This is a genomic window from Curtobacterium sp. C2H10, assembly GCF_025407985.1.
Taxonomy (GTDB): Bacteria; Actinomycetota; Actinomycetes; order Actinomycetales; family Microbacteriaceae; genus Curtobacterium.
This window is the reverse complement of record NZ_JABXGF010000001.1, coordinates 117,654-138,708: the sequence shown is the minus strand read 5'-3', so window position 1 is coordinate 138,708 and position 21,055 is coordinate 117,654. Positions and strand designations below refer to the sequence as shown.

General features: G+C 72.8%; 17 protein-coding genes. 12 read left to right on the top strand and 5 right to left on the bottom strand.

From position 1 onward, the window contains the following. Positions 1 to 289: 289 nt before the first annotated feature. From HWD93_RS00630 to HWD93_RS00615, 4 genes are all read left to right on the top strand, one after another. Positions 290 to 2,311, top strand: coding sequence for a glycosyltransferase (locus HWD93_RS00630; RefSeq protein WP_374115125.1), 2,022 nt, complete (start codon positions 290 to 292; stop codon positions 2,309 to 2,311). Next, the gene (locus HWD93_RS00625; RefSeq protein WP_261645721.1) at positions 2,308 to 2,721 is read left to right on the top strand and encodes an ATP-binding protein; all 414 of its coding nucleotides are present in this window, start codon (positions 2,308 to 2,310) and stop codon (positions 2,719 to 2,721) included. Before HWD93_RS00630 ends, HWD93_RS00625 begins: the two co-directional genes overlap by 4 nt. Further along, the gene (gene opgC, locus HWD93_RS00620; protein ID WP_261645720.1) at positions 2,718 to 5,228 is read left to right on the top strand and encodes an OpgC domain-containing protein; all 2,511 of its coding nucleotides are present in this window, start codon (positions 2,718 to 2,720) and stop codon (positions 5,226 to 5,228) included. The genes HWD93_RS00625 and opgC overlap by 4 nt, the downstream gene beginning before the upstream one ends. A gap of 268 nt (positions 5,229 to 5,496) precedes the next feature. Continuing rightward, positions 5,497 to 5,667: a hypothetical protein gene (locus tag HWD93_RS00615; protein WP_261645719.1), complete on the top strand. Its 171-nt coding sequence runs from the start codon at positions 5,497 to 5,499 to the stop codon at positions 5,665 to 5,667. 26 nt (positions 5,668 to 5,693) lie between these two features. Here HWD93_RS00615 and HWD93_RS00610 read toward each other — a convergent pair whose 3' ends face one another. Both HWD93_RS00610 and pucL read right to left on the bottom strand, forming a co-directional pair. Next, positions 5,694 to 6,245 (bottom strand): NTP transferase domain-containing protein, encoded by a 552-nt coding sequence (locus tag HWD93_RS00610; RefSeq protein ID WP_092384931.1) that lies wholly within the window; start codon positions 6,243 to 6,245, stop codon positions 5,694 to 5,696. Positions 6,246 to 6,259: 14 nt separating this feature from the next. Further along, positions 6,260 to 7,204, bottom strand: coding sequence for a factor-independent urate hydroxylase (pucL, locus tag HWD93_RS00605; RefSeq protein ID WP_092384929.1), 945 nt, complete (start codon positions 7,202 to 7,204; stop codon positions 6,260 to 6,262). A gap of 284 nt (positions 7,205 to 7,488) precedes the next feature. Here pucL and HWD93_RS00600 point away from each other — a divergent pair, with 284 nt between their 5' ends. The 3 genes from HWD93_RS00600 to HWD93_RS00590 are packed head-to-tail and all read left to right on the top strand — an operon-like array spanning position 7,489 to position 12,073. After that, the gene (locus HWD93_RS00600; RefSeq protein ID WP_092384398.1) at positions 7,489 to 8,307 is read left to right on the top strand and encodes a xanthine dehydrogenase family protein subunit M; all 819 of its coding nucleotides are present in this window, start codon (positions 7,489 to 7,491) and stop codon (positions 8,305 to 8,307) included. Further along, complete coding sequence (locus tag HWD93_RS00595; RefSeq protein ID WP_261645718.1) at positions 8,304 to 11,081, top strand: molybdopterin cofactor-binding domain-containing protein; 2,778 nt, start codon at positions 8,304 to 8,306, stop codon at positions 11,079 to 11,081. Before HWD93_RS00600 ends, HWD93_RS00595 begins: the two co-directional genes overlap by 4 nt. Further along, positions 11,081 to 12,073 carry an XdhC family protein gene (locus HWD93_RS00590; protein ID WP_261645717.1) on the top strand — a complete coding sequence of 331 codons (993 nt, stop codon included), beginning with the start codon at positions 11,081 to 11,083 and terminating at the stop codon, positions 12,071 to 12,073. Before HWD93_RS00595 ends, HWD93_RS00590 begins: the two co-directional genes overlap by 1 nt. Before the next feature lie 20 nt (positions 12,074 to 12,093). Here the strand turns inward: HWD93_RS00590 and HWD93_RS00585 are convergent, their stop codons facing one another. Beyond that, positions 12,094 to 13,392, bottom strand: coding sequence for an amidohydrolase family protein (locus HWD93_RS00585; protein ID WP_261645716.1), 1,299 nt, complete (start codon positions 13,390 to 13,392; stop codon positions 12,094 to 12,096). Positions 13,393 to 13,561: 169 nt separating this feature from the next. Here HWD93_RS00585 and HWD93_RS00580 point away from each other — a divergent pair, with 169 nt between their 5' ends. Further along, positions 13,562 to 14,959, top strand: a complete 1,398-nt coding sequence (locus tag HWD93_RS00580) for an amidohydrolase family protein (RefSeq protein WP_071295299.1) — start codon at positions 13,562 to 13,564, stop codon at positions 14,957 to 14,959. Between the two features lie 9 nt (positions 14,960 to 14,968). On the opposite strand, the gene HWD93_RS00575 is transcribed toward HWD93_RS00580, so the two are convergent. Both HWD93_RS00575 and HWD93_RS19390 read right to left on the bottom strand, forming a co-directional pair. Next, a complete protein-coding gene (locus tag HWD93_RS00575; RefSeq protein WP_261645715.1) occupies positions 14,969 to 15,922 on the bottom strand; it encodes a PDR/VanB family oxidoreductase in 954 nt (317 codons plus the stop codon). After that, positions 15,919 to 16,536 carry an XRE family transcriptional regulator gene (locus HWD93_RS19390; protein ID WP_261645714.1) on the bottom strand — a complete coding sequence of 206 codons (618 nt, stop codon included), beginning with the start codon at positions 16,534 to 16,536 and terminating at the stop codon, positions 15,919 to 15,921. Before HWD93_RS19390 ends, HWD93_RS00575 begins: the two co-directional genes overlap by 4 nt. A 187-nt stretch (positions 16,537 to 16,723) precedes the next feature. Here HWD93_RS19390 and HWD93_RS00565 point away from each other — a divergent pair, with 187 nt between their 5' ends. From HWD93_RS00565 to HWD93_RS00550, 4 genes are all read left to right on the top strand, one after another. Beyond that, on the top strand, positions 16,724 to 18,007 hold the full coding sequence (locus HWD93_RS00565) for an amidohydrolase family protein (protein WP_261645713.1): 1,284 nt from the start codon (positions 16,724 to 16,726) through the stop codon (positions 18,005 to 18,007). Positions 18,008 to 18,044: 37 nt separating this feature from the next. Beyond that, positions 18,045 to 18,812 (top strand): ABC transporter ATP-binding protein, encoded by a 768-nt coding sequence (locus HWD93_RS00560; protein WP_261645712.1) that lies wholly within the window; start codon positions 18,045 to 18,047, stop codon positions 18,810 to 18,812. Further along, positions 18,812 to 19,681 carry an ABC transporter permease gene (locus HWD93_RS00555; RefSeq protein WP_071295296.1) on the top strand — a complete coding sequence of 290 codons (870 nt, stop codon included), beginning with the start codon at positions 18,812 to 18,814 and terminating at the stop codon, positions 19,679 to 19,681. Before HWD93_RS00560 ends, HWD93_RS00555 begins: the two co-directional genes overlap by 1 nt. A gap of 69 nt (positions 19,682 to 19,750) precedes the next feature. Next, positions 19,751 to 20,938, top strand: coding sequence for an ABC transporter substrate-binding protein (locus tag HWD93_RS00550; RefSeq protein WP_261645711.1), 1,188 nt, complete (start codon positions 19,751 to 19,753; stop codon positions 20,936 to 20,938). Positions 20,939 to 21,055 lie beyond the last annotated feature (117 nt).

The following is a 21,055-nucleotide window of genomic DNA, read 5'->3' as shown; positions in this document are numbered from 1 at the left end:
CGCGCGCTGCGGGTCGCGCAGTGCGCCGGTCGCGGGTCGCGTCGTCCGTTGGCCGCGTCCTGTTGTCCCCAGAGCGGGGTGCCGGTCTGACAGGGGGCCCGTTCCTGCGGTAGACAGGTCGTGGGCCCCGGTCGTACCCGACGACCGAGTCCACGCTCGGGACGGCACACCTGGAGTCTCCCCGGACGGACCACCACCCTCGGGCGCGCGCCGCGGCCGGGGGCCGACGGATCAGGGAGGCTCGCTTGCGACGCAGCACGTTCGGCGACGCCGTCGTCGGGGGCACCCGGTGACCGCGCTCGACGTCAGCCGGCAGGACCGCCGCCGTCTCACGACCGGGACACCCCGGAAGCGCCTCGTCGCCGTCCGGACCGTCGCCCTGCTCGCCTCGATCGCCGGCGTGAACTACATCGTCTGGCGCTGGGCCGCCTCGGTGAACTGGCACTCGTGGTGGATCGCCGTCCCGCTGATCCTCGCCGAGACGTACAGCGTGATCGACTCGCTGCTCTTCGCGTTCGGCGCCTGGCGGCTCCGTGAACGCGGGAAACCGCCGACCCCGCCGCAGGACCCCGTGACCGTCGACGTCTTCATCACGACGTACAACGAGCCCGTCGACCTCGTCGTCCGCACCGCGACGGCGGCGAAGGCGATCACCCACCCGCACACCACGTGGATCCTCGACGACGGCAACCGTCCGGAGATGCGCGCCGCCGCCGAGTCGCTCGGGATCGGCGTGATCACCCGGGGCGCCGACTGGATCGACCGACCGCGGCACGCCAAGGCGGGGAACCTCAACAACGCCCTGCTCGCGACCCAGGGGGAGTTCCTCCTCATCCTCGACGCCGACCAGGTCCCGGAACCGTCGATCCTCGACCGCACGCTCGGGTACTTCAAGGACTCGCGGATGGCGCTGGTCCAGACGCCGCAGTGGTTCGAGAACGTCCCCGAAGCCGACCTGCTCGGCAGCCAGGCGCCCCTGTTCTACGGGCCGATCCAGCAGTCGAAGGACGGGTGGAACGCCGCGTTCTTCTGCGGCTCGAACGCGATCCTCCGGCGCGAGGCGCTCATGCAGCTCGGGGTCACCCGGTACGTGCGCGAGGTCGAGGCGTCGGTCGCGCGGACGATCAAGACATCGCGGAAGCTCCTCGCCCGTGCACGCGAGACGGAGACCGACCCGCGGGTGCTCGGGGCGCTCGACGAGGCCGAGGCCGTGGTCGACCGCGCACGCGACCAGGTCCAGCGGGGCGAGCCGCTCGGCGACGTCACCTACGACTTCCAACGCGGCATCGACACGATCTCCTACCGGTTCGCCGCGTCCGACCTCGAATCGGTCCGCAACGACCTGCAGGAGCTCGCGGCGATGTCGACCGACGCGAACACCTTCGCGGGCCTCGACGACGCGGCACTCGACGTCCTCGGCCGCCGCGACGCCTCACCGGTCGCCGCGATCGAGTCCATCGCCGTGCTCACCCGGGCGCTCGACGTCAACCGCGACGACGAGGCCCAGCCGATCATGCCGCTGGCGACGATCTCGGTCACCGAGGACATGGCGACCGCCATGCGCCTGCACGGCCTCGGCTGGAAGTCGGCCTACCACGACGAGATCCTGGCGAAGGGCCTCGCCCCAGAGGACCTGCCGACCATGCTCGTGCAGCGGCTCCGCTGGGCGCAGGGCACCATGCAGGTCTTCTTCCGCGAGAACCCGCTCGTGCAGAAGGGCCTGTCGTGGGGGCAGCGGCTCATGTACTTCTCGACGATGTGGAGCTACCTGTCCGGCTTCGCCGCGATCGTCTACATCGCGGCCCCGGTGCTCTGCCTGTCCTTCGGTGTCGTGCCGGTCCAGGCGTACAGCGTCGACTTCTTCGTCCGGCTCATCCCGTTCCTCGTCCTCAACCAGCTGCTCTTCTGGGTGGTGGCGGCCGGCAGACCGACGTGGCGCGGGCAGCAGTACTCGCTGGCGTTGTTCCCGGTCTGGATCGAGTCCGTCACGAGTGCGTTCGAGAACGTGTTCCGGGGCAAGCCGCTGGGCTTCCGGGTCACCCCGAAGGTCCGTGACGAGTCCGAGCAGAAGCCGCGGTGGGACCTCGTGAAGCCCCAGCTCATCGCGATGGGGGCCCTGGTGGCGGCGCTGATCCTGATCGGCATCCGCTACCTGACCGGCCAGGCGTCCGGCATCGCGCCGCTCGTGAACACCGCGTGGGTCGTGTTCGACCTGTTCATCTTCAGCATCGTCATCCGGGCCGTGCTCTACCGCGGACCGGGCACGGCGCAGTCCGAGCACGAGTCGAGCACGGCCGGGGGACCCCTGTGAGCCCGGCGCGGGTCGAATTCGACGTCCCGGCGGTGCCGGCGTCCCTCGACGAGGTGCAGGACCGCTTCGGCGCGTGGTGGGACACCCTCGGCATCGACGACGTCCGGCTCCGCTTCGGCCTCGAGACCGCCCTCGCCGAGATCGCCGCGAACATCGTCGAGCACACCCGCCGCGCCGACCAGGAAGCCGGCCGGCGCTACACCGTGGAACTCGACGCGACCGACCAGGAGCTCGTCGCCGTGCTCACCGACAACGGGCTGCCGGTCGACATCGACCTCGCTGCCGTGACGATGGCCGACGCCGACGAGGAGAGCGGTCGGGGCCTGGCCCTCGCGATCGCCGCGCTCGACCGGCTCGAGCACCGACACGAGGGCGGTCACAACGTCTGGACCCTGGTGTGCGCACGGTGAGCCGGACCGCTGCCCGGCTCGTCGCGTTCCTGGTGGTGCTCGCGACGTTCGCCCTGGGTGGCGCGCTGCCGGCGTCGGCGGTGCAGGCTGCCGCGACGAGCGGTGCGTCGATCGCGCCGTCCGACGGGAAGACCTGGTTCGGACCGGACATCGACTGGGGCGACGACGCACCGGCCGGGTACGCGGGACGACTCGGTGCGACACCGTCGATGTACGGCGTGGAGATCCAGTACCCGCTCGACCGCAGCGCCCGCAAGGAGTTCCTCCGGGCCACCCGCGCTGCCGCGACGCAGGGCGCCGTCCTCGTGGTGAGCCTCGAGCCCGACCGGTCGCTCCGGTCCCTCACCGCGGCCGACGCCCGCGCGGCCAATGCCCTGCTCGAGGAGGTCCACCGCCAGTACGACACCCAGGTGCTCGTCCGGTTCGCCCCGCAGATGAACGGCACGTGGGTGCGGTGGGGGCAGCAGCCGACCCAGTTCGTCTCGGCCTTCCGGACGCTCGCGACCGCGGTCCACGGCGGCAGCTCGGACGCGCTGATGGTGTGGTCCCCGTCCTACGGTGCGGGCTACCCCTTCGGCGAGTCCGCCGGCCGGCTGCAGGACCTCTCCGCGACCGACGTCTCGAAGCTCGACACGAACGGCGACGGACAGCTCACCGCGGCCGACGACCCCTACGAGCCGTACTGGCCCGGGGACTCCTCCGTCGACTGGGTCGGGCTGTCGATGCTGTACTTCGGCAAGGGCAAGGCGACCGAGGCAGCCGGCCGGGACGTCCCGCTCACCCGGAACGACGTCCCCGAGGCCGGCGAGGTCTCCGCACGCTTCGACGAGACCTGGGGCTACGAGCAGCGACAACAGGGGAGCTTCTACGACCGCTTCGCCGTGGCCGACGACCGGCCGATGCTGCTCGACACCGGGGCGCTGTACGACCACTCGCTCCGGGGCGCCGACGAACTCCCGGTGAAGCAGGGCTGGTGGCGACAGGTGATCGCCGCCGTGCAGGACCGCCCGTTGATCCGCGGCGTGACGTTCTTCGAGACGAACCGCCGCGAACCCGAGGCCGGCAACCGCGTGGCCGACTGGCGCGACACCGCCGTACCCGGCATCGCCGGCTCGTTCCGCACCGACCTCGAGCGCGCGGGCGACTTCGTGTTCGGCCCCGTGACGGACGAGGTCACGCCACGGGACGGCGCCGCGGCGACCGACCAGCAGTACGACACCGGCGGCGACCAGATGGCCTGGATCGTCTGGTGTGCCGTCGGCCTCGCGGTCGTGTTCCTGCTGAGCGGCCTGTTCGGTCGGCTGCTGCCGAGCTGGCGCTACCCCGACGACGGCAAGCCCGGGCGCGACCTGCGGCTCGACCTGTTCCGCGGGTTCATCATCCTCGCCGTGGTGATCACCCACATCGAGATCGGCGGACCGTACTCGTACATCACGCTGCACGCCGTCGGCGCGATCACCGGCGCGGAGATGTTCGTGTTCCTGTCCGGCATGGTCCTCGGCATGACCTACCCGTTCGCCATCAAGAAGTTCGGCGAGTGGGCGGCCGCCATCGGGGCGTGGAAACGCGCGCGGAAGCAGTACCTCGTCACGCTCGGGGTGATCCTCGTCGTCTTCGCGCTGAGCTTCGTGCCGTTCCTGAACACCGACGCGATCACCACCTTCACCGACCGGGGGACCGGCACCGGGGGAGTCGGCGCCGAGGGGCGCGTGTACGACCTCTACCCGAACGCGATGCAGCTGCTGGCGTACCCGCCGCCCTGGTACGCGATCCGGCAGTTCCTGCTGCTCGAGATGGGCCCGTGGCCGTTCAACATCATGGGCCTCTTCGTGGTGCTGAGCCTGTTCATCCCGGCGTTCATGTGGGTGATCCGCCGCGGGTTCTGGTGGGCGCTGCTCGTCGTCAGCTGGGCGCTCTACGTCTACCAGGCGCTCAATCCGGACTTCCGGCCGCTGAACTCCCAGTTCGAGGCGGTCTTCCCGCTCCTCACCTGGCAGGTCGTGTTCACCCACGGACTCGTGCTCGGGTACTACCGCCGGCAGATCATCGGCGCACTGACCGGTCGCCTCGGCAAGGTCCTCGTCGGGGTCGGCATCGGCGGGTACGCGCTGTTCCTGGTCTACGTCTGGGCGGGCGATCACTTCGGGTTCACGCCCGTGCCGTTCCCGGCCTCGATGTACGACCAGCTGTACAACACCGCCTACCAGCGCGTCGACCTGCAGTGGGGGCGCCTGGTCGACATCGCCTTCTTCGCGATCGTGTCGTACGCGATCCTCACCGTGTTCTGGAAGCCGATCGCGAAGGCCATCGGATGGCTGTGGATCCCGATCGGGCAGGCGAGTCTCTACGTGTTCGTCTGGCAGGTGTTCTTCGCGCTGGCGATCGCGTCGATCCCGGGTGTCGACTGGGGCAACGGCTGGATCGGCTTCGCGACCCACACCCTGCTGATCCTGCTTGCCTGGTACATGGTGCGGAAGCGGTTCCTGTTCTCGGTGATCCCGCGCTGACGCGCTGCGGGACGGACGGGAGGCGCGGGGCGGGCCCGCACCGCGCCTCCCGTCCGTCAGCTGGTCGCGGTGCGCTGGCGCTCGCCGTCGCGTTCGGCGGCCTGTGGTTCCTGGTGACGATCGTCGTGATGCCGGAGCTCGCGGGTACGGCACCGTCCTGCAGGACGCGGGCTTCCGTCGAGCAGTCCGCCGATGGCGACGCGCGGTGCAGCAGTACCGGAACCAGTACCACCCGCTGCGATGGGCGGCCCCGCTGGTGTACGTTCCGATGACCGGCCTCTCCGTCTGGCTCGCAGCGTCCGGACAACCGCTCTCCTGGATCTTCGTCGGCCTCTTCCTCGTCATGCTGGTCGCCTCCCTGATCGTTGCACCTCGAGCGGTCCGCCGGACCGACGCGATGCTGACCGAACTCGACCGCCGTGAGCGGTCGGTCCAGTGAGACGTGACGGGTGACCGCGACCCCCGCTAGCAGCGGGGGTGGTCCTGGTCGTGACCGTCCCACAGGTCGCCGCACTCGACGGGTTCCGCGCCCGACGACGCGAGCCACGGCCCGGCGCCGTGCGCGGGGTCGCGGGACAGCGCGGCGACCAGTGCGGCGCGGTGCTCCGAGCCGACGACCACCGGGTGTCCCGGCACGCCGTGGTGGACCGCGCGGCGGAGCGCCGCCGGGTGGTCACCGTCGCCGATCACCCGCCGGACGGCCGACGCGGGGAGGCCTGGCAGGTCGACGAGGGAGACGCACGCCGTCGCCGGACCGGTGACGGCCGCGAGCCCGACGGCGAGCGACGCGCCCGGACCCGCCGCCCAGTCGTCCGCGACGACGACGGTGACCCCGTCCACGGAGGGCACGAGCGCCCGCGCCCGGGCGGCGGCGGCGCCGAGGACGATGACGACCCGGTCGCAGCCCCCGACGAGGAGCGCGTCGACGCCGAGGTGCAGCCACGGAGTGCCGTCCGGCTCGGCGACCAGCGCCTTCGGCCGCCCCATCCGCGTCCCCGCACCGGCGGCGAGCAGCACGCCCACCACCTCCGTCACACGAACGCCGGCACCGACGTCCACGCGGCTGGGGCCTCGGCGACGCCGTCGCGCACGACGGTGCCGGAGATGAGGCCGTAGGGCCGGTCGGCGGCGAAGAACACCTCGCCGGGGTTGTCCAGGCCGAACGGTGCGAGGTCGACCAGGAAGTGGTGCTTGTTCGGCATCGAGAACCGCACCTCGGCGATCTCCGGGAACGCCTCGATCGCCGAGCGGCCCATCGCGAACAGGGTCTGCTGCAGCGCCAGCGAGTGCAGCTCGGCGAAGGTCGCGAGCATGCGGTCGAGGACGCCGGCGTACACGACGTCGTAGTCGATGCCCGCCGCCACCGCCTCGGGCGTGTAGCGCCAGCGGGCCGTCACCGAGGTCGCGAGGATCCGGTCGTCGGTCTCCGCGAGCGTCGTGTACCCGTCGCGCGGGAACCCGTGGAACTCGCTGCCGGTCGACTTCAGGACCGTCAGGTCGGTGACCCCGGCGAGCACGTGCACGTCGTCGCCGTCGACCTGCACCACGGCCGTGCGGGTCCCGCGGCCGGCCCGGACGAACGAGTGGTCGTGCTCCCGGCCGTCGACGACGATCCGCTCCCACGTGTGCTGCTCGGCGGACAGGGTGGAGCCGTCGTACCAGTCGAAGGCGGTGCTGAAGTGCCGGCCGAGGCGCAGGAGGAACTCCTCCGGCGTGCCCACCCCGTGCTCCCTCGCGAAGGCGTAGATCGTGTTCTTCTGCGTGTCCGTGGCGACGACCTTGGCGTTGTCGCCCTCGGTGTACGAGTCGGCGAGCGCCGCGCCGCGCAACTGGGTCGTGACGGTCAGGTCCTCGATCTCGTGCCGGTCGGTGTCGCGCGTCACCCGGACGAGCCGGACCTCGGCCTTGCCGTACTGGTTCGCACCGAGGTGGACGGTCGTGGTGGTGGGGACTGGCTGGACGTCGGTGATCTCCATGGAGGCGACGATGACACCCGCGTGTTTCGGCGGTGGGTCGAACAGGTCACGAGCTCCGTCAGCGGCCACGGCCCGGTCGTGACGCAGCCGTCGAACGCCCGTAACCACACGGAAACACCCGTTCCATAGCGTTGCCGCCACGACGCACCCGATCGAGGAGGGCCCCGTGGCGCACACATCCGCACCCCGGCGGTCCTCGGCGTGGAACCGCGGAATGATCGCGCACGGACGACGGTCCGACGGCGCCACCGACACCCGTCCCACCATCCCGATCGGACCCTGCAATGGACCTCGTCTCCGTCCGCACCGTGCGGACACCGTCGCACCGCGACGACCTCTCCTTCGGTCCCGGTGAGCATCCCCTCGCCGGCGGCACCTGGCTGTACTCGGAGGAGCAGCCGGGTCTGACCGGGCTCGTCGACCTCACGGCACTGGGGTGGCGCGACACCGAGCGCAGCGCCGGAGGGTTCCGGATCGCCGCGACGTGCACGATCGCGTCGCTGCTGCGCGTGGCGCCCGAGGACGACTGGCGTGCCTGGCCGCTCGTCGACCGGTGCGCCAACGCGTTGCTGGCGTCGTTCAAGGTGTGGAACCAGGCGACGGTCGGCGGCAACGTCGCGGTCGCCCTCCCGGCGGGGGCGATCACCGCGCTGCTCGTGACGCTCGACGCGATCGCGGAGGTCTGGACGCCGGACGGCGGGGAGCGCCGGGTCCCGGTGGCGGACCTGGTCACCGGGCCGCGGACGACCGACCTCGCGCCGGGTGAGGTCATCCGGGCGTTCGACGTGCCACGGGCGGCACTCGTGTCCCGCACCGGGTTCCGCCGGGTGTCCCTCAGCCCGCACGGCCGGACCGGCGCACTCGTCACGGCGCGGTGGTCGGCGTCGGGCTTCGTCCTCGTCGTGACCGGGGCGACCCCGCGGCCGCTCGTGCTCCGTCACGCCGGGGTCCCGACCGCCGCGGAGGTCGACGCACGGCTCGAGGCACACGACGCCTGGTACGACGACCCGCACGGATCCCCGGACTGGCGGCGCGCGGTGAGCCGGCGGTTCGCGGCGGAGCTCGTCGCCGAGGCGCTCGGGACGACGGGCGGTGCGGCATGAGGTTCGAGGTCGACGGCGCGACGGTGGACGCCGAACCGCAGCCCGGTCAGGTCCTCCGCACCCTGCTCCGCGAGCACGGGGTGACGTCCGTGAAGAAGGGCTGCGACGCGGGCGACTGCGGGGCGTGCTCGGTGCTCGTCGACGGTGTGCCGGTCCATTCCTGCATCACGCCGGCGCACCGGATGGCGGGTCGTGCCGTCACCACGGCGGCTGGGCTCGGCACGCCGGAGGACCCGCACCCCGTGCAGCGCGCGTTCGCCGAGGCGCCGGGCTTCCAGTGCGGCTTCTGCACCGCCGGGTACGTCGTCACGGCGTCCACGCTCGACGAGGACGCCCTGGCCGACCGGCACCGCGCCTTGAAGGGCAACCTCTGCCGGTGCACCGGGTACCGGGCGATCGAGGACGCCCTGGACGGGGTCGCGAACACGGCGTGCGCGCCCGCCGGTCAGGCGATCGGCACGTCGGTCGCCGCTCCCGCCGCGATGGCGATCGTGACCGGACGCGAGGAGTACACGCTCGACGTGCGGCGGACCGAGGGCCTGTTGCACCTCGCGGTCCTCGGTAGCCCGCACCCGCACGCCCGCATCGTGTCGATCGACACGGCGGAGGCCGAAGCCCTCCCGGGCGTGCACGCCGTCCTCACGCACCACGACGACCCCGGCGTGCTGTTCTCCACCGGTCGGCACGAGTCCCGCCTGGACGACCCAGACGACACCCGGGTCCTCGACCGGGTGCTCCGGTTCCGTGGGCAGCGCGTGGCCGCAGTGGTCGCGGACAGCGTCCGGATCGCCGAGCAGGCCTGCGCCCTCGTTCGGGTGCGCTACGAGGTGCTGCCCAGCGTGCACGACCCGGACGCGGCCCGTGCCGCCGGCGCTCCGCTCCTGCACGCCGACAAGACGACCCAGGAGCACCGGATCGCCGAGCCGGGCCGCAACGTGGTCGCCGCCCTGCACGGTGAGACGGGCGACGTCGACGGAGCCCTGGCGACGGCCGCGGCCACCGTCGAGGGCACCTGGACCACGGGCCGCGTCTCGCACGCCGCGCTCGAGACCCACGCGACCCGCGGGTCCGTCGACCGCGACGGGCGGCTCGTGCTCCGGACCGCGACGCAGGTCCCGTTCCTGGTGCGGGACGAGATCGCGCACGTGTTCGGCCTCGACCCGAGCCGAGTCCGTGTCATCGCGAAGCGCGTCGGCGGTGGGTTCGGCGGGAAGCAGGAGTTGCTGACCGAGGACCTGGTCACCCTCGCGGTGCTGCGGACCGGTCGCGCGGTGCAGTACGAGTTCAGTCGGCGTGACGAGTTCACGATCGCCCCGACCCGGCACCCGATGCGCGTGCGGGTCCGGCTCGGTGCCGACGCCGAGGGGCACCTGACGGCACTGCACGTCGACCAGACCATGGACACCGGCGCGTACGGCAACCACGGGATCGGTGTCATGTTCCACTCCGTCAGCGAGTCCGTCGCCGTCTACCGGTGCCCGTCGAAGCGTGTGGACGCGGAGTCCGTGTACACGAACAACCTGCCGTCCGGGGCGTTCCGCGGGTACGGACTCGGCCAGGTCGTGTTCGCGATCGAGTCCGCCATGGACGAGCTCGCCCGGGAGCTCGGCATCGACCCGCTCGACCTGCGGCGGCGGAACGTCGTGGTCCCCGGAGACCCCCTCGTGGTCACGGACCCGGACGAGCAGGACGACCTGCGCTGGGAGGGCAGCTACGGACTCGACCAGTGCATCGACCTGGTGGAGGACGCCCTCCGCGCGCCGGTGCCCGAGGTCCCACGCATGGACGGGCCGCCGCTGGACGACTCCGGTGACTGGGCGTTCGGCACCGGGGTCGCCCTCGCGGCGATCGCCACGATGCCGCCGCGCGGGCACCACGCGCACGTGTCGGTCGAGGCCACGGCGGAGGGTCGGTACCGCATCGGCGTCGGCACGGCCGAGTTCGGCAACGGGACGACGACGGTGCACACGCAGCTCGTCGCCACCGCCCTCGGCACCACCACGGACCGGGTCGACGTGCACCAGTCGGACACCGACGCTGCCCGGCACGACACGGGGGCGTTCGGGTCCGCCGGGGTCGTGGTCGCCGGCAAGGCGCTGTACGCCGCGGCACAGGCACTGCGGGAGGACATGACCGGGCGCGCCCTCGGGATCGTCGCCGCCCGGACACCCCGGACCGCGTCGGGTCCGCTCGGGCCGGCGGTCTCGATCGGGCCGGACGGCGTCCGCGTCGGGGAGGAGCTCGTCGGGCACGCCGAGATGCTCGCCGACGGCCCGCTCGTCGCGCACGGCAGCCACGACGGCACGCCACGGTCGCTCGCGTTCACCGTGCACGGCGCCCGGGTGGCGGTGCACCGGCCGACGGGTGAGGTCCGCGTGCTGCACAGCGTGCAGGCGGTGGACGCCGGCACCGTCCTGAACCCGGAACAGCTCCGCGGCCAGGTGGAGGGCGGCGCCGCGCAGGCGATCGGCTCGGCGCTCTACGAGGAGGTCGTGCTGGACGAGACCGGTCGGGTGACGACCGACGCGTTCCGGTCGTACCGGGTGCCGAAGATCTCCGACGTGCCCCGCACCGAGGTGCGCTTCGCCGACACGCACGACCCGCTCGGCCCCCTCGGCGCGAAGTCGATGAGCGAGGCGCCGTACAACCCGGTCGCGCCGGCCGTCGCGAACGCGGTGCGCGACGCCGTCGGCGTGCGCCCCCACCGGTTGCCGATGACGCGCGACCGGGTCTGGGCGATGCTCCAGGACGCGACCGACGCCGGGGGTGCGTGATGTTCGAACTGGCACCGCGCCTCCTGGCCGCCCTCGACGCGGGGGACCCCGTGGTCGTCGCGACGGCCGTCGCGATGACGGGCAGCGCGCCGACCGGCGTCGGCTCGTCGATGGCCGTCCTGCCCGGCGGCCAGGTCGTCGGCACCATCTCCGGCGGGTGCGTCGAGGGGGCGCTGTTCGACACGGCGGAGCAGGTCCTCGAGACCGGCGAGGCGGTGCTCGAACGCTTCGGGTTCGACGACGACCCGGACGACGTCGACGCGATGTGGGCACCGGCGCTCCGCTGCGGTGGTCGCGTCGAGGTCCTGGTCCGTCGTGTCCGTCCCGATGACGTCGACGTCGTGGACGCACTCCGGCGCGCGGCGTCCGGGGTGCCGACGTCGCTCGGCCTCTCGCTCGACCCGGCGACGCTCGGCGCGGTCGTGCACGTCCCCGACGGCTGCGGCGGCCGGCTCTTCGTCGAGCGGGCGGACGTCCGGCCGCGGTGCATCGTGGTGGGCGCGGTGGAGTTCGCCGTGGCCCTGACGAACACGGCGGCGGTGCTCGGCTACGCCGTGACGGTCGTCGACCCGCGGCCGGTGTTCCTGACCGACGAGCGCTTCCCGGCCGCCGACGAACGCATCGTGGGCTGGCCGACGCGTGTGGTCGAGGCGTTGCCGGTTGACGCGACCACCGCCGTCGTGGTGCTCGCGCACGACGACCGGTTCGACGCCGCCGTGGTCGACTCGGCGCTCCGACGGGGTGCCGGGTACGTCGGGGCGATGGGCTCCCGCACGACGAACGCACGCCGGATGGCGGAGCTGCGGGCGCTCGGGACGCCGGACACCGACCGGCTGCGGTCCCCGATCGGGCTCGACATCGGTGCGACGACGCCGGCGGAGATGGCGGTCGCGATCATGGCCGAGGTGATCGCGGTCCGGACCGGCACCCGCGGCGGTGCGCTCGTCGACGGTGCCGGTCCCATCCACCGCCGGGCGGTGTCCGCGAGCTGAGCCGTCGGCGAATGATCGGGTCAGGCGACGGCGGGTGTCCGGGCCAGTCGTTCGGCCAGTCGCGCCGCGATCTCCCGCTCGTCCGCCGCGACGAGCGCCCCGTCGCGCACCACCACGCGCCCACCCACGACGACGTGTCGGGGCCGCCGCCCGGGGGCGGCCCAGAGGAGTCCCGCGACGGGGTCGGCGACTCCCGCGTCCGCCACCCCGGAGACGTCCCACACGCACAGGTCGCCCGCGCTCCCGTCGCCGAGGTGCCCGAGCTCCGGGCGCCCGAGCCCCGTCGCGGAACCCTCCGTCGCCGCGCCGAGCACCTGCCGCGCCGGCAGCTGCGGCCCGACGAGCCCCGACACCTGCATGGCGAGCCGGGCGTCCGCGAGCAGGTGTCCGGCGTCGTTGCTGCCGCCGCCGCTCGTGCCGAGGCCGACCGGGACCCCGGCCGCGGCGAGCCGGGCGACGGGAGCGATGCCCCAGCCCATCGGCACGTCGCACCCGGGTGCGTGCGTGGCGGTGACGCCCGCCGCCGCGAGCCGGGCGATCTCGTCGTCGGTGACGTCGCAGAGGTGCGCGATCGTGACGTCCGGCGCGAGCCACCCCCACTCCTCGAGCAGGTCGAGCGGACGACGGCCGTAGCGCTCGAGCGCGATCGCGGTGTCGACCTGTTCGTTGGCCTGGGTCCGCCGGCGGAGTCCGTGCCGCGCCGCCACCTCGCCGAGCGCGCGGAAGGTCGCCTCGCCGTCGGAGTGCACACCCGCCGGACCGACGGCGACCTGGAGCCCGCCGTCCGGGTCCACGCCGCCGACGGCGTCGTCGTGCAGCAGTCGTGACGCGATCGCGTCCGCCGAGGCGGCCGCGCGGTCCGGGTCGTCCCGCGCCGAGCCACGGACGAAGACGACCCGACCGCCGAGACCGCGCACCGCGCCCACGGTGGCCGCGGCGAGCGCGACGGTGTCGTCCGTGGCCGCCTCCGCGGGCCAGTTCAGGTGGTGGTCGGCGATCGTCGTGACGCCGGACAGGAGGCCCTCCGCGGCTCCGGCGGACGCCGCCCGTGCGTACAGCTCGGGGTCGTGCCCCACCCGTCCGTACGCCGCGGCCATGGTCGGGAGCCAGTCCGCCATCGGCACGCCGCGGGTCCCGGGCAGGGTGCGGAACGCGGTCTGGAGGAGGTGGTGGTGCGCGTTGACGAGACCGGCCGTGACGACGCACCCGGATGCGTCGAGGGTGGTGACGAGGTCGCTGCCGTCGTCGACGACGACGTCGCCCTCCCGTTCGGTCCGGGGGTCGACGAGGACGCGGAGGGCTCCGGTGACGGTCAGCATGGTGGTGTTTCTAGCAGTCCCCTGTTTCCGGTCCGTGACGGGGTGCGCACGGACGGGGTGGGCACGGCCGGCGTGGCTGCTCCGTCCCGGCGTTCCAGGACCCTCGGTCGGCATCGCGGGGTAACCGGGCGGAAACACCCGGGGAACACGCGGACCGTAGGTTCGCCCCATGACGCAGACCCTGATCCGCGCCGGATGGGTGCTCACCGCAGCACCCGACGGCGCTGCCACGCCCGCCGCGATCCGCGACGGAGCCGTGCTCCTCGACGGCGACCGGATCGCCGCGGTCGGCACCTACGCCGACCTCGCCGCGGCCCACCCGGACGCGCCGGTGCGCGGCGGTGCGTACGACATCGTCACGCCCGGCTTCGTGAACACCCACGGCCACTTCAGCGAGGGGCTCATCACGGGGATCGGTTCGCAGTACACGCTGTGGGAGTGGCTCACGGCGTTGATCGGGCGCGTCAACCCGGTGATGACCCGGGACAAGGCGTACGCGGGCACGGTGCTGCAGGGCATCCAGCTGCTCCGGAGCGGGGTGACGACGGCGAACGACATGTTCTGCGCGGACCCGGTGCCGGACGAACCGGCGACACCCGGCGTGGTGCAGGCGCTCGAGGACCTCGGGCTGCGCGGGGTCGTGTCGTTCGGCTCCGGCGACGTCGACCGCGACTTCGGCGCGACGCCCATCCTGGAGGAGTTCGAGGCCCTGCGCGAGGCCGCCGCCGCCAGCCGGTACAGCACGTTCCGGGTCGGCGTCTCGTCGATCGGGCGGTACACGGACGACACCTGGCAGGAGCACGTCGACTACGCGGTCGCCGGTGGCCACGGCGTGCACGTGCACTTCCACGAGGTGCGCGAGGAGGTCACCGCGGCCCGGCAGCGCACCGGACGGACGGCCATCGGGCACGCCGAGGCGACGGGCATGTTCCAGGTCCCGGTGATCGCCGCGCACAGCGTCTGGGTGGACCGCGAGGACCGGGAGCGGTACGCGGCCAACGGCGTCGGCGTGGCCCACAACCCGGTCGCGAACGGGATCCTCGCCAGCGGCATCGCCCCGATCGCGGAACTCCGTGCGCTCGGCGTCCCGGTGGGCATCGGGGTCGACGGCCCGGCGTCGAACGACTCCCAGGACTTCCTGCAGGCGATGAAGACGGCCGCGCTGCTCGCTCGGGTGCGGGACCTGCAGGCCACCGCGATGAGCGCCCGCGAGGCCTTCGAGATGGGGACGATCGGCGGCGCCCGTGCCCTGCGCATGGAGGACGAGATCGGCTCGCTGGAGCCGGGCAAGCGCGCGGACCTGGTCGTCCTCGACGGCGACTCCCCGACCCTCGCCAACGTCCACGACCCCTACCAGGCGGTGGTCTTCGTCGCCGGCAGTCGCGAGGTCCGCGACGTCTGGGTGGACGGCGAGCTGAGCGTCGCGGACGGCGACGTCACCCGGGTGGACGTGCGTGAGGCGGTCGAACGGGCGCGTCCGCTCGCCCGACAGCTCGTGGCCGAAGCGGGCCTGGAGCGCCTGTCCGCGCTCACCGGCGGCCCGCTCGACGGCACCGAGCGTCCGTAGTCCGTCCGGTCAGAGTTCGAGCACCAGTCGCGGGCAGCCGCGCCGGGCGCGGGACACGCAGACCATCATGGTGCGGTCGTCGGCCTGCTCCTCGGGGCTGAGCACGGTGTCCCGGTGCTCGACCGCGCCCTCGAGCACGGGGGTCTCGCAGGTGCCGCACGTGCCCTCCCGGCAGGACGAGAGCACGAAGGCGCCGGCGTCCTCCGCGACCTCGAGCACGGTCCGGTCGGCTGGAACCGTCACGGTGACGCCGGTGACCGTGAGCTCGACCTCGAAGGCCTCGCCGGGGGCGTCGACGTCCGCAGCGGGCTCGAAGCGCTCGACGCGGACGCTGCCCGCCGGCCAGTGCTCGGCGGCGGCCTCGACCGCGTCCATGAGCCCGCGCGGCCCGCAGCAGTACACGACCGCATCGCGCGGTGCGGCGAGGAGCGCGTCGACGTCGAGCCGGACGCCCTCGTCGGCCGCCGCCACGACGACCCGGTCGGGGTGCGCGGCGACGAGCTCGTGCACGAACGCCATGCGGTCGCGGGACCGCCCCGCGTAGTGGAGCTCCCACGGGGTGCCGGCGCGTTCGGCGGCGGCGATCATCGACCGGATCGGCGTGATCCCGATGCCCCCGGCGACGAAGACCGCGGGGCGCGCCGGGTCGTGGCCGAAGTGGTTCCGCGGCCCGGCCACCACGACCTCGTCGCCGACCGCCAGCCCCTCGTGCACGGCGACCGATCCGCCGCGGCCGTCGGGCTCGCGGAGCACGGCGATGCGCCAGTGCCCGTCGGCGGTCGTCGTGACGAGCGAGTACTGGCGCTCGGTCCCGGGGGAGACCTCGAGGTCGACGTGCGCTCCGGGTTCCCAGTCCGGCAGTGCCGGGCCGTCGACCGGGGCCAGGTCGAGTGCGACGACGTCCGTGGCGACCTGGTGGCGGGCGGCGACGCGCAGTCGCCGACGCTCCGGCACGGCGTTCACGCGATCGCTCCGGCGCGCGGGGTCTCCTTGACCACGATCATGTGGAAGCGGGTGCCGTCCGCGCTGCACCACCGGTGGCCGGTGCCGCCGCGGTAGTACGCCGAGTCGCCGGGCCCGAGGTCGAGCGGTTCCCGTCCGCGCAGGTCGAGGTGCACGCGGCCGGCGAGCACGGTGAGGAACTCGTCCTCGTGGTGCTCGAAGTACTCGCCGAGGTCCGTGTTGTCGCCGACCCACTCCAGCGGCTCGAACGCGTGCGGGCCGGCGTGCACGAGCAGCCGGGCCTCGCCGCTCGAGAACGGTCCGCGGGCGCCCTCGCCGGCACGGATGACCTCGGGCAGGCGGACCTCGTGCTCCGGTCGCTCGGGGGCACCGGCGGCGAGCAGTTCGACCTGGGTCGTGCCGAGCGCCGCGGCGATCTTCTCGAGGGACACCATGCTGGCGCGGGAGTGCCCGCGCTCGACCTGGCTGAGGAACGGGTGCGACAGCCCGGTCAGTTCGGCGACCTGGACGAGCGTCAGTCGTGCGGCGCGTCGACGGGCACGGATGTGCTCACCGATCCGCTGGGTCTGGTCGTCGACAACGCGGTCGGTCTCGGTGGTGGTGCCGGTGCTCACGCGCGCTCCTCTCGTCCTCGGTGGGGTCGTTCCGACCGCTCGGCCGGAACGCTCGTTCCCGCTCCCGGTCACGTCGGGGCGGGCGTCACACACGGCAACCGCCTCGAAACGAGAGGGAAACACTGCCGCCCTAGCATCGGAGATGTTGATGCGATCAACATTCTCACACACGATCGAGAGGCTCCGGATGGACTCGTCAGTGCCCCGCCCGATCGCCCTCCTGCGCTCCGCGCTGCTGCCGGACGGCCGGTCGGTCGACGTCGCGATCGACGGCGAGACCGTCTCCACCGTGGCCCCGGCCGGCACCCTCGCGGCGCCGGCGGAGGAGACGATCGACCTCGGCGGCCGGCTGCTCCTGACCGCACCGGCAGAACCGCACGCCCACCTCGACAAGGCCCTCAGCGCCGACGTCATCCGGCCGCCGCTCGGCGACCTCGGTGCCGCGATCGCCTCGTGGACCGCGCACGCGACGACCATGACCGTCGAGGACATCGCCGACCGGGCACGGTCCGCCGCCCTCACGCTGCTCGCCGCCGGCACCACGGCCGTCCGGAGCCACGTCGACGTCCTCAGCGGCCGACACAGCGCGGCGGACCGGCCCGCCACCACGGAGCAGGCCCTGCGCGGCGCTCGTGCCCTCGTGCAGGTCCGCGACGAACTCGCCGGCCTGATGGACATCGAGCTCGTCGCCCTCGCCGGCCCGCTCGCCCCCGACGAGCACGTCGAGGCGGTGCTCGACCTCGGCGTGGACCTGGTCGGCGGCGCCCCGCACCTCGCCGAGGACCCCCTCGCGGACGTCGACCGACTCCTCGCCATCGCCCACCGACGGGGCCTCGGCGTCGACCTGCACGCCGACGAGAGCCTCGACGGCCCGGTGACCCTCGACCACTACGCCCGGGCGTCCCGCTCGCTGCGACGGGACCGGCAGTACTCCGCCGGGCACTGCGTCCGGCTCGGCACCCTGGGGCCGGAGCGGCTCGCCGAGGTGGTCGCCGACGTCGCCGCAGCCGACCTCGGGGTGATCACGCTGCCGATCACGAACCTGTACCTGCAGGGCTGGCAGTACCCGGTCGCCACGCCGCGGGGACTGACCGCCATCCAGGCGCTCCTCGACGCCGGCGTCCGCGTCGCCGCCGGCGCGGACAACGTCCGCGACCCCTTCAACCCGGTCGGCCGGAGCGACGCCTTCGAGACCGCATCGCTGCTCGTCTCCGCCGGCCACGTGACGCCGGACCAGGCGTACGCGATGGTGAGCGACACCGCCCGGAGCGTGATGGGCCTCCCGGCCGCCGGTCCCGTCCCCGGGCGGCGCGCCGACCTGCTCGCCGTGGCCGCGACGAGCGTCACCGACGCCGTCGCGAACGCCCCCGCCGACCGCGTCGTCCTGTCCCGCGGGCGACTCGTCGCCCGCACCGAGGTGCGACGGACCGTCGCCGCGCCGGCCGCAGCCGCGGCCGCCGTCCCCGCCTGACCCCTCCGCCCGCCCGCACCGAGAACCCGAGGTGATCGTGACCACCACCGCCCCGCCACCCGTCGGCACGACGGACACGCTGCTCGACTTCCGCAACGTCGAGATGACCTTCCCGAACGGCACCATCGCCCTGCAGGGCGTCGACCTCACCGTGGACCGCGGCCAGTTCGTCTCGGTCGTCGGCCCGTCCGGCTGCGGCAAGTCCACGCTGCTCCGCATCGCCTCCGGCCTCGAGACCGCGTCGGACGGGTCGGCCGGTGTCGCGGCCGACCGCATCGGCTACGTCTTCCAGGACGCCACGCTCCTGCCCTGGCGCACCGTGCAGGGCAACGTCGAGCTGCTCGCCGAGCTCGGACACGTGTCGAAGGCCGAGCGAGCCGCCAAGGCCGCTCACGCCATCGAGCTCGTCGGCCTGAACGGCTTCGAGACGAACCTGCCGAAGCAGCTGTCCGGCGGCATGCGGATGCGGGTCTCGCTCGCCCGGTCGCTCACCCTCGACCCGGAGCTCTTCCTGTTCGACGAGCCGTTCGGTGCCCTCGACGAGATCACCCGCGAACGCCTCAACGACGAGCTCCTCCGGCTCTTCGTCGAGCAGCAGTTCGCCGGGCTCTTCATCACGCACTCCGTGTCCGAGGCCGTGTACCTCTCCACCGAGGTGATCGTGATGTCCGGGCGCCCCGGCAGCATCGTCGGCCGGTTCGACGTGCCGTTCCCGATGCCCCGCGACCCCGACATCCGCTTCACACCCGAGTTCGCCGAACTGGTCGGCGAGGTCTCGCACGCGCTCCGGGAAGGACACCGCTGATGGTCACCCTGCAGGAGGCCGCCGAGACCCGCGCGGTCCGGGCCGCCGCCCGTCGCGCCGCTCCTCGGGCCCGCCGCGGCATCGCGTGGTGGCAGCCCGTCGTCGTCCTCGCCGTGCTCGTCGGCATCTGGTACGCGGCGGCCGCGTACTACGACCACGTCCGCGGCCTGGCCTTCCTCGTGCCGTACCCGCACCTCGTGGCGAAGGCGATCGTCGCGCCGACGATGCCGGACGGGTCGCCGTCCACGTTCGGCTCCGACCTCTGGTCCGCCCTCGGACGCACCACCGTCGTCTCGCTCACCGGCCTCGGCTTCGCGATCGTGATCGGCGTCGTCTGGGCGATGGCGATGGCGCAGGCGAAGTGGCTCGAGAACTCGCTGTACCCGTACGCCGTGGTGCTGCAGTGCGTGCCGATCCTCGCCCTCGTGCCGCTCATCGGCGCACTGTTCGGCTACGAGTTCGTCAGCCGCGTGATCGTCACCGTGATGATCGCGCTGTTCCCGATGGTGTCGAACACGCTGTTCGGACTGCAGTCCGCCGACCGCGCGCAGCGTGAGCTGTTCCAGCTGCAGCGCGCCGGCCGGTTCGCCCAGCTCGTCAAGCTGCAGTTCCCCGCCGCGCTGCCGTCGATCTTCGTCGGCCTGCGCACCTCCGCCGGGCTGAGCGTCATCGGGGCGATCGTCGGCGACCAGTTCTTCCAGCGCGGCAACCCCGGGCTCGGCGTCCTCATCCAGGTGACCGCATCGCGCCTGATGGGCCCCGAGCTGTACGCGACCATCCTGATCGCCTCGCTCTACGGCGTCGCCGTCTTCCTCGTGTTCGGCCTGATCGGCCGCCTGGCCGTCGGCCGCTGGCACGACTTCAGCTGATCCCCCCCCCAGAACCCACACCCCTTCCCACCACAGCACCACGAGACCCGCACCACGAACGGAGCCTCCATGCGCACCACCTCCCGCCTCGGCGTCGCCACCGCCGCCCTCGCCGCCACCGCCATCGCCCTCACCGGCTGCGCGGCGGGCTCGTCCGGCAGCACCGGGACGACCGCCGCGACCTCGTCGACCGCCTCCGGGCCCAAGCTCGACCTCGCCGGCGCGTGCCCCGCGACCGTCGTCGTCCAGACCGACTGGAACCCCGAGGGCGAGCACGGCCACCTCTACCAGATGCTCGGCCCGAACCCGGTGATCGACTCCTCCGGCAAGACCGTCACCGGCGACCTCTACGCCAACGGCAAGAGCACCGGCGTCAAGCTCGAGATCCGTGCCGGCGGCCCGGCGATCGGCTACACCAAGGTCGCGTCGCAGATGTACCAGGACAAGGACATCACCCTCGGGTACATGTCCACGGACGAGCAGGTGCAGTTCTCCGGCAACCTGCCCACCACGGCGGTGTTCGCCGAGAACGACCAGTCCCCGATGTCGATCATGTGGGACCCGAAGACGTACCCGGAGGTCGACAGCATCAAGGGCCTCGGCAAGGCCCTCGAGAAGGACGGCGGCGTCGTCCGCTACTTCAACGGTGCCGCGTACATGACCTACCTGGAGCAGTCCGGGATCCTGCCGAAGAAGGTGCTCGACGGCAGCTACGACGGCACGCCGTCGAAGTTCGTGTCCGCAGGCGGCAAGGACGCCCAGCAGGGCTTCGCGACCGCCGAGCCGTACATCTACCAGAACCAGGTCGCGGCCTGGGGCAAGAAGGTGGACTACGCGCTCGTCTCGAGCACGGGGTGGAACCCCTACCCCGAGGCGATGTCGGTCCGTACCGGTGACCTGAAGAAGCTCGAGCCGTGCCTGCAGAAGCTCGTGCCGGTCATGCAGCAGGCCGACGTGGACTACCTGAAGTCCCCGGGCGCCACGAACGACCTCATCACGAAGCTCGTGCAGCAGTACAACAACGGCTGGACCTACGACTCGAAGGTCGGCGCGTTCGCCGCGGCCCAGATGGTGAAGCTCGGTCTCGCGAAGGACACCGACGGCTACATCGGGTCGATGGACGAACAGCGCATGCAGGACTTCATCGCCAAGGCGACGCCCGTCTTCGCCGGCACCGGTGACGTCAAGAGCGGCCTGAAGCCCTCCGACCTGTACACGAACGAGTTCCTCGACAAGTCCATCGGTCTGGGTTCCTGACACCGGTCGGCTCCCGTCGAACGGGAGCCGACCAACAAGCGGACGGGAGGCGCGGTGCCACGCCGCCCCGCGCCTCCCGTCCGTCGTCCCCGCACCACCCACCCACCAGGAGTGAGC